At 39.4% G+C, this 12207-nt stretch carries 8 protein-coding genes; 7 read left to right on the plus strand and 1 reads right to left on the minus strand.

Features of this window, described 5'->3' with window-relative positions:
- Nucleotides 1-90: 90 nt before the first annotated feature.
- From JCM11969_RS09775 to JCM11969_RS17135, 3 genes are read left to right on the plus strand one after another with little or no spacing between them, the layout of a single operon-like run.
- Entirely contained in the window at nt 91-1323 is a 1233-nt protein-coding gene (locus tag JCM11969_RS09775; protein ID WP_054710885.1) for an SIR2 family protein, read from the plus strand.
- Nucleotides 1313-2074, plus strand: a complete 762-nt coding sequence (locus tag JCM11969_RS17130) for a helicase HerA domain-containing protein (protein ID WP_082409268.1) — start codon at nt 1313-1315, stop codon at nt 2072-2074. Before JCM11969_RS09775 ends, JCM11969_RS17130 begins: the two co-directional genes overlap by 11 nt.
- The gene (locus JCM11969_RS17135; protein ID WP_082409269.1) at nt 2067-2957 is read left to right on the plus strand and encodes an ATP-binding protein; all 891 of its coding nucleotides are present in this window, start codon (nt 2067-2069) and stop codon (nt 2955-2957) included. Before JCM11969_RS17130 ends, JCM11969_RS17135 begins: the two co-directional genes overlap by 8 nt.
- Nucleotides 2958-4451: 1494 nt before the next feature.
- On the opposite strand, the gene JCM11969_RS09790 is transcribed toward JCM11969_RS17135, so the two are convergent.
- A complete protein-coding gene (locus JCM11969_RS09790) occupies nt 4452-5351 on the minus strand; it encodes a 3-hydroxyacyl-CoA dehydrogenase (RefSeq protein ID WP_054710888.1) in 900 nt (299 codons plus the stop codon).
- A 519-nt stretch (nt 5352-5870) separates the two neighbouring features.
- On the opposite strand from JCM11969_RS09790, the gene JCM11969_RS09795 reads away from it, so the two are divergent.
- The 4 genes from JCM11969_RS09795 to JCM11969_RS09810 all read left to right on the plus strand — a co-directional run bounded on the left by JCM11969_RS09795 (nt 5871) and on the right by JCM11969_RS09810 (nt 12189).
- On the plus strand, nt 5871-8798 hold the full coding sequence (locus tag JCM11969_RS09795; RefSeq protein ID WP_054710890.1) for a Cna B-type domain-containing protein: 2928 nt from the start codon (nt 5871-5873) through the stop codon (nt 8796-8798).
- Between the two features lie 177 nt (nt 8799-8975).
- The gene (locus tag JCM11969_RS09800) at nt 8976-10196 is read left to right on the plus strand and encodes an AAA family ATPase (protein ID WP_054710892.1); all 1221 of its coding nucleotides are present in this window, start codon (nt 8976-8978) and stop codon (nt 10194-10196) included.
- A gap of 170 nt (nt 10197-10366) precedes the next feature.
- Entirely contained in the window at nt 10367-10801 is a 435-nt protein-coding gene (locus JCM11969_RS09805; protein WP_054710894.1) for an RloB domain-containing protein, read from the plus strand.
- 221 nt (nt 10802-11022) lie between these two features.
- On the plus strand, nt 11023-12189 hold the full coding sequence (locus JCM11969_RS09810; RefSeq protein ID WP_054710896.1) for a Fic family protein: 1167 nt from the start codon (nt 11023-11025) through the stop codon (nt 12187-12189).
- The last annotated feature ends 18 nt before the right edge of the window (nt 12190-12207 follow it).

The following is a 12207-nucleotide window of genomic DNA, read 5'->3' on the forward strand; positions in this document are numbered from 1 at the left end:
ACAATGAACACGTATTTACATCTTGAAGTAGTATAATTATAAACGTAATTAACAGCAAATTAATTTATCTTTTTAATGATGAGGCGAAATATGAATAAAAACGAAAATGATTCTGTGTTTGCCACTAATCTGAATTCTGAAAGCTTTTTTAAGTATCCAGGCATGCTATTTGAGAAGAAAACGGGAAACGAAAAAGACGCTTTTCTTAAAAATGGAAGACAAATCACGAATGAGCATGGTGATGAGGCAGATATAAACACATTTAAGGATATGATATTAAATGTTGTTAAATTGTATCTTGCTAGAAATTATACTCAAATAGTCTTTATAGCTGGGGCGGGTGCTTCTATTACTGGTTATCAAGATGATAGAAGTGTAGGTAAATCGATGAAGGACTTGAAAGCGAGTATAAAAGATAGGCTTGAGAATCAGAAATTTTTGAGTCTTGATACAATGGCGAGCCTTTGTAAATATGAATACACGAACCCTGATGAGAATCAATTTGATTTAGAGGACTTTATTTCTAAAGCAGAGTCTGCTCAACCATTTATAGGTCGCTCAAAAAATAAATATTTGAAAACATTAGACCAGATATATAAAGTAATTGAGGAAGAGACCAGTTATTCATATGATGAACGATTATTATTTCATAATAGAGTTATTAATATGTTGGCAAATAAAGTCGTAGCGCCAAATAAATTAACCGTAGTAACGACAAACTATGATACTCTTTTTGAGGATGCCGCGGAAAAATTGGGATATTCAGTAATCGATGGTTTTTCTCATGATTTAAATCCTTTCTTTGATGCAGATAATTTTGAATGGAATTTAGTGCGTGATATTCCAAACTTAACAACCGATGAGCTTGTTTATAAAAAGCAAGTAATAAATTTAATAAAGCTACATGGCTCACTAACATGGACCAAGCCAATTAATGGAAGAATTTATCGTCGCAACAAACAGGACAAAATCAACCAACCTAATCTTATATTTCCAAGTTCAAATAAGTATATGCAATCGTATACAGAACCATTCTTTGATTTATTTTCTAAGTTTCAAGAATTAATTAATCGTCCCAATACCCTACTAATAACTAATGGGTTTAGTTTTGGGGATAATCATATTTCCCAAATGGTACATCATGCTGTTAGTCATAATGAAGGTCTGTCAGTTTTGGTTACAGATTTCAATATATCGAATCAAATAAGTAATGGTTGGAAAGAACTAGAAAATCTTATGAATGCTGGTTATTCTGTTGCGTTTTTAAAGGCAACTATAAACGAATTGCCCTTTTACTTAGGTGGTGATTTGAATGAACATTGATCAAGTGTTTTGGGATTTGGGAACTTCTTCATCAAAACATAGTCTTAGTAAAGAAAATTATTATCTTGGGACAGTTTCTGAGGTTTCAAAAAGTATTGTTAAAGTTCAAGCTGAAAATCTTTCAACATTAAATTCTCGGATTTTAAATGGTGAAAATTTGACTCCTTCGACCATAAATTTCTTAGTGCTCATTAACAATGTGAAAGGTGTTCTAATTGCAAGAGTTAAACAAAATGCTATTCGAGATACGGATAGTATCCACACATTAATGAAACAAGGAATGTATTCAAAAATATTCCCTGAAATCATTGTGGAAACTTTAGCTTTATTAAATCCTGATACTGAGAACTTTGATGCTACTAATTTTATTAATGCCGGTGTTCACGATAAAGTTTATGTTGCACCCGAAAAAATCATTCAAAAGTATTATGCATCTTTAGAGGTTACGAAAAACATTGATGAATTTCCACTACAAGCATTTTCTTCTCTTGGAGTAGACAAAAGTATCCGCCTTGCATTTAAACCGGTAACACTTTTTAGTAGGCATATGATGATTATCGGAACAACAGGTAGCGGCAAAAGTACTTCAGCTTTGTCAATTTTAGATAAAATGTTGAAGGCACATATTAAAATTTTGATAATAGACCTACTGGGGAATATGATGATTCATTTGATTCTGAAGTTACAAATAGAATGCTCGGAGTTGATACAAATATTGCCTCGGGTAGTCTGTCGATTACACAGTGGGTAGAACTATTAAGCGCAAGCCCTGGAATTCAGGCGCCTGCTCTTATGATGCTATTGAAGCATTAAGGTTTCAAGAGAAAAATTGTCATGCGTATGAATATGTAAAGACAAATAAAAATATTAGTTTGGTTCAAAAAGACATTGCTTCACTAACGAGAAAAGATACAAGTTTTGATTTGGGCCTATTAGAAAAGCAATTACTGGAAGAAGCTGCTGTGGAAAATGGCAGAGGAATTCTAAAAGTTGACGATTTTAGGTTGAAAAATATTAGACTGTTGGCTGATAGATTACATCAAAAATTAGAAACAACAAAATTACAGGAATTGTTTTTAGGCACACTGCCGTATTCTTTGATTGACTCGTTACAACAATTTTTGAATGATGATATTCATAGTCTTAGAATTGATACTTCAGAAATTGGGTCGAATGATAGTGCTGGTGGAATGGTTGTTGATTTAATCAGTAATTATCTTTTTGAAAATAAATTAGAAGAAAACAGAGCATTTTTAATATTTATTGACGAAGTTCATAGATATACAGAAAAAGAAACCGATGATGGAAATGAGAATTACCAAGGCCTCATTACTTTAGCAAGAGAGGGGAGAAAAAAAGGCATTTATCTTTTATTAACAACGCAAAGTCCTAATGATGTTTCAACAGTTTTACTTGGTCAAATGGGCACTTTACTGATTCATAGACTAACTCAGCCGAATGAAATATATGCAATAAACAATTTTTTGGATGAGAAAGGCAGAGAAAGTGTTCAGAGGCTAGGCCAAGGGGAGGCCATTTTGACAAGTGTAAACTTATTACATGATGTTCAGTTAATAATTGACAAATCAGATAGATCTCATCACAATGGTTCACCATCACTTGAAGCAAGGTGATTATGTAGCCACACTTTTATCCATGATTTAAAGTTCCGGATTTAAAGTCTAAATGAGTCATACAGTGGTATTACACTGGTACCTCCATTGGAATAAAAAGTTACCATGTATCATCCTACACTATCCTTTCTGGGTAAAGGTTCAAAGTTAAGAATTTTGAAAACGATAAAATCTCGAATTAGTACATTGTTTCAGTTGATTTTGGTCGGATAAGAACGAGTATTTTACAATGAACCGTAGGATATACTTCACTGGTATAAATTAAGTCTAACTGAATATCTGCATTTCAATGGTTGTCGGATTGAAACTTATAATAAACATTGCGTTTATTTAATATACATTCATTAGATCTATGCTCAGAGAACCGTTTTGCCATATTATTCGACATAAAATAGTAAGTTTATAAACATGTTTGATTCCCATGTCATACCGATGCATCATGTTTGGTATGAATTGGCGAATGATTCTAGTACTGATGATTTATTTAAGTATTTGTATTCTAATGGAAAATGACATAAGACAGATGATATGTAACTGGACAGTTAATTCATTAGTATTAAAAAGAGTCATCAAGTTTTGAAATAGGCTTAATGGCTCTTTTTGATTAGCGAAGTGAACGATTTCTCCGCCATAGTAATCAAATTAAAAATCATGTTCTACAAATACTAGATCACTTACTTTATTTTTGTCATTTAAATAGCTGATTAAGTACCAGGATTCGGCGATGATTTAGGTTGACTTCATATACAGTGAAGAGCGCAGAGAATATTAAAAGAAAAGCAAAGACAGTTCCAATGGTTGTAATCGCATTATTCATGGATGTAGTTAGTTCCGTAATAGATGTTATTAAGTCCTTATTAACTAAGTGACCGCTGTTTGACTCAATACCAGCAACAATTACGGTATCCGCGTGTGTTACTATTAGGACTAATACGTTACAAGAGATTGATAGAAAAGTGACAAGCAATCCAAAAAACCACGCGTTTTTTTGGAAGGGTGAATTTACTGCGTTTTTTAGCTTTTCCATTTGAATTTCTCTGGAATCATATTGGAGGCTTTTTTAGCAGATTTATGTTAGGGATGTACCAGTAGTACCAACGACTTTTAGATGATGAAAACATAAATAAAAACTTCCTTTCATATTAACTTGGTTCTATTATAGATAATTGTGTACAAAAAAGCTACTTTCGTAAACCAAACACACTAGAAATTTTTGCTTGGTTCGTGGAAAGTTGCTTTTAGAAGTTAATGATTAATTTTTTCGTGGCTTTGATTTACTGAATTATCTTCATTTTTTATGTTATCGCTTATTTAAGGTGTGAAAGTCGGAACACAGAATTAACGCATCATTTTTTTATTGGATTATCTTAAGATGTTTTCTTACGTGAAAGCAAGCTGAATTTAGGATTAGAGCCTAAAAAATAGGGGGTGTGAATTTTAAAATTCAACACTCCCATCTTTAAATATGTGTCTTTAATTTCTCATAATAAGTGATCAAATCTTCAAAAAGTCCGGATCCTCAAATGCCGGGTGAGGGTACTTATAGAACCCTTCCCCAGACTCCCGTCCAAGCTTGCCATCATCCAGCATCTTCTTAATATTGGCCACAACAGCCTGAAGCTGTTCATCATGGGCATTAGCAGCATAGGTGGCAGTAATGTTATAAGCTGTCCGCAACCCAACCACATCGAGAATCGCAAACGGTCCTTTAGGCGCGCCAGTAGCTTTCATCCAGGTCTTATCAATCGTCTGCGGATCAGCAACGCCTTTAGCCCAAAGTTCTTGACCAGCGTTCAAAAATGGAATCAGCAGCGAGTTCAAAATGTAGCCTGGTTGTTCCTTCTGTAGCTGAATTGGCACCATACCAATTTCACGCGCGTACTCAACGATTTCCTTATAGATTTCCGGGTCAGTTTTCGGTGAGCCCATGACTTCCGCCGTATTGTTCAACCAGACTTGGTTAGCAAAGTGCAGGTTCAAGAATTTCTCCGGCCGGCCTGTGTCGTCCATGAACATGCTTGGAACTAAGGTCGATGAGTTACTTGCAAAAATGGTCTTTGCGGGCGCTATCTTTGCGAGCTGTTGATAGAAACTGTGCTTGATCTCAGGCTTTTCAGGAATAGCTTCGATCACCAAGTCGGCATCTTTTACAGCATCCGCTAAGTCGGTTGAGTAGCTCAGATTTTCCAAACCAGCTTCGAATTCGGCATCATTAATGTTCAAATCATGCTCATACAGCGACCGCAGCCCTTTAACCCGTTCCTTAGCTTTCGCAATCGCCTCATCATTAATATCATAAATCGTCACGTTTTTACCACTATACGCAGATTGATAAGCAATTTGACTACCTAACACACCACTACCAGCAACTGTTACGTTTTTAATATCAGTCATGATGGGGCCTCCTTGTTGAGAAAACTTAGCGTATGATAAATGATTCCTTTCGATGATAGTGTAGCCAATTAGTTAAGCGCTTACAAGTAGATTGCTCATTGATATTGTCAAGGAGTCGTGATTGCCGGTAATACAAGGATATGAACTTACTACTTTGTGAATTATTTCAAACATAAGTACCAGATTGTAAGATGTAATGAAGTCGTGGCGCACTGAAAGAAAAAGATAATGCCTTTCTATTTGTTTGATTGTATTTCGACAATTTGAAACACTGAGACAATTTATCATAGTGTAAAGCACACTTGAAACCTTTAAAGATCACTAAACAGCTTCGTAATAATGACAAATTTTTATAGAATATGCACCAAATATCACAAATTGTGACCGATACAAGTCAATGAAAAGTCTTATACTAATGTTGAATAGACCAATGCAGGTTATTCGAATTTACCGACAAAGGGGGATTTGTTTGGTTATGATGAGGGATTACGATATTTTATGGAAGGGAGGATCTGTAAAATGAAAAGCGTTAAAGGAAAATTGATCCTTGGCGCGGCTGCGTTTGCGACTGCTCTGGGGTTGAATCTTGTCAACGCTTCAGCAAATGACACTGCAGCTTCGAGTGCCAGTGCTGCTTCAAGCACGGAAACAACCCATGCCGCCACGATCAGCACCGCCAAGTCCGTTGCCTTGAAAACTAGTCAACAAGCGACCAGCGATACGGATGGGACGCGTGATGTCGTTTCATCTTCGTCTTCTGACACGAGTGCTTCTGAACAAGCTGTTAGTGCCAGCAATTCCGCGACAGTTGCTACTTCTAATAGTACAACACCGGTTAATACAAACACGACTCGTTCAGCGACGTCAATTGTGGATGAGCAATCGTCATCTGTCGCTGAGACCCAGCCAGATGATACGACTGAAGCCACTAATGCTGAGACTAAAGTAGCATTACAGACGGCTAAGAGCAGTGCGGCTAGTGTCACCCCGACCGCGCAACTTAGCACGAAGCTGCTGGCACGTTCAGCACTCAGCAGCGACAGTGATTCTGACACACCGGTCACGATTGAAGTCGACGGTTTGGGCGCAGCGGATGCCACCATTACCGACAACTCAAACGGTGGTGCTGATGTGACCGATGCGATTTCGCTGAGCGCCACTGGCAGCTACAACGTTGGGTATACCTGGTCGATTCCTGATGGGCTCACCGTTAGTGCCGGCGATACCGCGACGTTTACGTTACCAGCCACGGTGGTGGCTAAGCCGACTACTGACACGACGTTTAACTTGTATCTGACAGGTAGTGAAACGGTGATTGCGACGGTTGCATTACCACATGACTCAGCGACTGGAACCATTACGTTTACGGATGCGTTGGCCAGTACGACCTATAATCGTAAGGGCACGATGAACGTGAACGTTGTGGGGACGACGACCAGTTCCAGCGGTAACGACAGTAGCACTACGGTGATTGCCAAGGGTGGTTGGACGGATGGCAATTCGACTAATAATGACGGTCAGCCAACCAAGGTTTACTGGGATATTTTGTACAACATGCAAAATGCCACGCTTCATGATGCTGTGATTACGGATACGCTTGGCGCTGGTCAAACGTATAACGCGGACAGTATGGTCGTTAAAGAAGGTACGATTGCGGGTAACGTCATCGCTTCTGATGCTGCTGTGATTACGCCAACCAGTGTTGTTGTTAACGGCAACACGATCACTATCAACCTCGGCGACCTGACGAGTGGCGTCTATATTACCTACTCAACTCAGATCACTAACCCGGGTAACGGTGGGACATTGACCAACTCTGCTTCAGGCACGTCATCTGATGGTAACGGCTCAGGGTCTACTAATGTTGCCAACGCTCAGGTTTCATGGGGCGGTACCGGTGACGGTGACGGCCAAGTCGGCGCCGTAACGTTGACGAAGTATGCGACTGGCACGACCACGGCTTTAAGTAATGCGACTTTTGACCTCTACACGGCTGATGGGACACTTGTTCGATCAGGACTCACAACCGGTACTGCTGGCAGCATAAATGTCAATGGCTTGAACAGCGGTTCTTACTACTTCGTTGAAACGACTGCACCAGCGGGTTACGCCGTGAGTGCAACGCAGGTCCCATTTTCCATCACAACGGACACGGCTCAGGCAACTGTTGCGGCTTATGATATGCCAGTTACCTCAGTCAATGTTGAGAAGGATTGGACTGGTGTGCCATCAGGGGTTACGACGCCTGATGTGACCGTCACGCTGTATCAAAATGATGTTGCGACTGACCAGACCTTGGTGCTGAATAGTGCCAATGCCTACAAAGGCAGTTTTACGAACCTGGATACAACGGACGCCAATGGGAATCCAATCAGTTATACTGTGCAAGAAATGGTTCCTGCTGGGTATACTGAAACGAGTGATGTCGTTAACGCTGACGGTACCGTTGTGCTCACGAACGCCTACACGCCGCAGACCACTTCGCTCAATGTTCAAAAGGAGTGGACGGGTGTCCCGGACGGTGTGACGACGCCAGCAGTTACCGTGACGTTGTATGCGAATGGGGCAGCCACCGATCAAACCTTGACGCTGGATGCTGCTAACGACTATCAAGGTCATTTTACCGGTCTTAATACGACGGATGCTGCCGGCAATGCGATTACGTACACCGTTCAGGAAGCAGCCGTTGCCGGGTATTCTGAAATCAGTGACGCCGCCAACGCTGCCGGCACAATCGTCATCACGAACAGCTACATTCCAGTGACCACCTCGCTCACTGTTGAAAAGAAGTGGACGGGTGTTCCGGACGGTGTGACGACGCCAGCAGTTACCGTAACGTTGTACAAGAATGGTGTGGCAACTGACCAGACGCTTGTTCTGAGCAGTGCCAACGACTACAAGGGCAGTTTTGCGACCCTTGATGAAACGGATGCTCAGGGGAAGGCCATTCGGTATACCGTTGTCGAAACGGCGGTTGCAGGCTACACGGAAACAGGTGAGACGACGCTGGCGGATGGGACGGTTGTGATTACTAATGATTACATTCCGACTACGCCGACTACACCGACAACGCCAACAACGCCAGTAACTCCTACGACACCAGTGACACCGACCACTCCGGTAACACCGACAACGCCAGTGACACCTACGACTCCTGTTACGCCCACGACGCCAGAAACACCGACGCCATCGACGATACCAGAGACGCCAATTAAAACAACGACAACTTCCGTCGTAACGCCAACACCGACTATCACACCTGTAGTACCTAGTGTACCTGTTGTGAGAACCGTTACGCCACACCGTGCTGACAAGCAGGCTGCGCAACCAGCAGCCAGATTGCCACAGACGAATGATCAGCGTTCCAATGTTGGTCTTTTGGGTGGGGTGCTGTTGATGCTGACTGCTGGATTTGGGTTGGCATTGCGGAAACGCGTTTTTGATTAACTCGTGTAAAAAAGTTTATAGCTATGATTAAAGAGGCAACTGCTTAATTGTTAGTTGTCTTTTTATTACCTTTGTTTCTTATTTAGATATTTTCCGTTGACTATTATCAAATATATTGGATAATAATAGTATATTCGTTTAAAGAAAACGATATTTCGTTTTTTAAGGAGTGAGTACATGTTAGTTAATTTTAAAGTGACAAATTATAGATCCTTCAAAGGTGAACAGGAATTTTCGATGGAAACAGGTCGTCACTTAAGTAAATTCCGGGATAACAATACGATTACTTTAAAGCGCGAAAAATTATTAAAATCGGCTTTGCTGTTTGGCGCAAATGCTAATGGAAAAACGAATTTGATAAGAGCTCTGACGATGTTAAAAAGTTTAGTGTTACATCCGACACCGGATGAAATACAAAGATTAAATACTGATACGTTTGGCTATAATTCTGATAACACAATTTTTGACATTAAATTCATTGAAAATAATAATGAATATGACTACTTTCTTGAGTACAATGCCAAGGAAATTGTTGGTGAAAACTTAACTAAAAATAATCAGGTCGTTTTTTCACGTCGACGACAGCTTGTGTCAGAAATACCAGATCAATTAAAACCTATTATTGATAATCTAAGAAAGAATCAGTTGCTTCTTTACTTTGCCCAGCAGAATAATGTGACAGTTGCTAAAGAAGCCTATCGTTGGTTTGTCGAAGACTTAATTCTAATCAATACTAATGCCATTCAGAACACAAAATTTAAAGCGTTGAAGAATGGAAAATTTAAAAAAAAGTTCATTCATTTTTTACAAGCTGCTGACTTTAATATTACAGACGTTGAGGTTAGGGAGCATCCCGAGACAGTCCCAAACCCATCGTACATTCTGAACAAGCTAAATTCTGAGGACACTGATGAAGCCAACATGGCAGAGACAATTCAATCATCTGTTTTGGATGTTTTTTGTACTCATCGATCAGAAAACGGTACATTTTCGGTGCACTTTACTAATGAAAGTACAGGAACAAAAGTGTTTATGATATTGGCACTTTATTTTTTAAGCAACAGTCGAAAAACATTACTTATCGATGAGTTTGATCGCTCATATCATCTTGAACTTGCTGAAGCATTAATTGCGCTAATTAACAGTGAAGAACAGACCAATCAATTTATTCTTACCACTCATGAACTATCGCTTATGGATTGTCGTTTACGTCAAGACCAGATTTGGTTTGCGGAGAAAAACCAGTTTGGCGAAACAGAATTATTTAGTTTATTTGATTTTGACGATCCGGCTTTAAAACGCAGTGATTTTAATTATAAAAAGCGTTACTTAGAAGGTCGTTATGGTGCGACACAGATTGTCAATCAGGGATTGTTAATGGAGGCACTAAAAAGGTGAGCCGAGAAAGAAAGAAGAGAAAGGTTAACAAGGCAATTCCTTTTCTTCGTTGAAGGAGAGACTGAGAAGGTGTTTTTTGATACATTGTGGCAAGAATATCGGTTGACAAGCGCCAAAACTATTAAAATCCTTAAAAAAGCGGTACAGATTGGGTTGAGAAATCTCAACGGATGATAAAGAATAATTCGCGAGTACAACCGAATGCTAAGACCACCGTTTTTATTGTTTTTGATAAAAATAATGATACTGATAGTCAGATTAAGGCGATGATACAAAAATCAAAAAGACTAAAAATTGGTGGCTCGAAGTGTGAAATCTGTTTCTCCAACGAGAGTTTTGAGTTATGGCTGTTAGCTTATTTTGAAAAAATAACGCCTGGGTTCAAAACACAGAAACAACTCAATCTGGCTTTAAGCAAATATTTGGGAGAAACATACGTCAAAGCAGATAGTGTCCAAATGCAACGAATTATTAAGGAAAACCGGACCCTGGAGGCAATTGAAAACAGTGAAAGCATTTCAGAATTCTCTCTTGATCACCAGTCTACGAATGTTGGATCGATATTAAAAGAAATATTGAGTGAGTTAAAAAGTCCAACCAAGTGAGTTTGAAGGTTGGACTTTTGTTTGATTAATAATGGACTAGCATGAAAGGCTCAATTTCGATTTCAACATTTCTCTGTTTTCTTCAAATATAATTGAAGATACAATCATGTATATAAGAAATTTGGTGGAATGATGGATTATCAATTGCTGTCAAAATATAAATATAATGATAGTGGCGCAATACGTTCAGTAGAAGCGTTGAAAGGGAGTATCAAGAAAGATTGAATGGTTACTCAACCGTCGTATCCAGATTAGTGCCAACTTTAGATATTGACTTATACGCTCAAGTAGCAAAGTATCCACTCTTTTTTGTTCAAACAACCTCACTGCTGGCGTTGGTGAATAAGATTTTCCGACATTCAGCCGAGATTCAAGACCTTTCAAACACCTTACCTGGGGTGGCTAGTGAAATATATCGGCGAAATTTGCTGACTCAGGAAGTCTACTACACGAATAAAATTGAAGGTGTTGATGTAACAAAACATGAAATCAGCACGATCATTGGTGATTTGGATTCAAAACAGGCACCTCAGAAACGATTGACCTCAACTGTTCGTTTATACAACTCGACGACTTCAGGTCGTGTCGTTTCAATCCATGATCTTACTGATATTCGGCACATTTATGATCAGTTGTTAGATGGAGAAATACCGGATTCTAAGTTACCGGATGGCCAACATTTTAGGAAGCAACCCGTTTATATCGGTGATGAGCTCAAAAAAGTTCACACGCCGCCAAGGACAGAGAGTGAGATTCAAGAAAGTATTATATCGTTAATTAAATTTATGAATAACGATGATATTTTAGACGTGATCAAAGCAATCGTTTCGCACTTTATGTTTGAGAATACGCATCCGTTTTACGACGGTAATGGGCGGACTGGACGGTATCTTTTATCGACTTATCTAGCAGCAAAGTTTGATACTTATACCGGATTATCCATTTCAACGGCGATTCGTGCGGAACAGAATCGCTATTACCGGGCATTTAAACAGGCTGATGATTACCAAAATCGTGCTGATTTAACCTTGTTTATTACACAAATGCTCACCATCATTGTTCAGGGGCAACAAGATGTGATCCAAAATCTGAGGGTGTTGACTGAGCAACTCGACGCAGCTGCCACGCGACTTCATCAACAACTTTCTGATGATATTCAATGGACCGTTGCGTTTGTCTTTGCGCAATCCGCGTTGTTTACCGAGGATGCGATTACTGGTGTGAAGGACACAGAACTCGTCGAATTTTTGTTTAATGATGATCCTAAGCGCTACCATAAGGTGTCGGTCAGACGCCCTATTCAGGAATTAGAAACTCAGGGTGTTTTGCATATGATTAAAGAGCGGCCTTTACAGCATGTGATTGATGACGCGTTGATTCAGAAGTAAAAAGTTGTTGCAACATTG

Origin of the sequence: Secundilactobacillus paracollinoides DSM 15502 = JCM 11969 (genome assembly GCF_001311135.1) — a bacterium.
Classification (GTDB): Bacteria; Bacillota; Bacilli; order Lactobacillales; family Lactobacillaceae; genus Secundilactobacillus; species Secundilactobacillus paracollinoides.

Excerpts from the sequence above, each read along its gene's own strand:
- JCM11969_RS17130 (WP_082409268.1), top strand. The coding sequence starts at position 1,313 with ATGAACATTGATCAAGTGTTTTGGGATTTGGGAACTTCTTCATCAAAA.
- JCM11969_RS09775 (WP_054710885.1), top strand. The coding sequence starts at position 91 with ATGAATAAAAACGAAAATGATTCTGTGTTTGCCACTAATCTGAATTCT.
- JCM11969_RS09805 (WP_054710894.1), top strand. The coding sequence starts at position 10,367 with ATGATAAAGAATAATTCGCGAGTACAACCGAATGCTAAGACCACCGTT.
- JCM11969_RS09800 (WP_054710892.1), top strand. The coding sequence starts at position 8,976 with ATGTTAGTTAATTTTAAAGTGACAAATTATAGATCCTTCAAAGGTGAA.
- JCM11969_RS09790 (WP_054710888.1), bottom strand. The coding sequence starts at position 5,351 with ATGACTGATATTAAAAACGTAACAGTTGCTGGTAGTGGTGTGTTAGGT.
- JCM11969_RS09795 (WP_054710890.1), top strand. The coding sequence starts at position 5,871 with ATGAAAAGCGTTAAAGGAAAATTGATCCTTGGCGCGGCTGCGTTTGCG.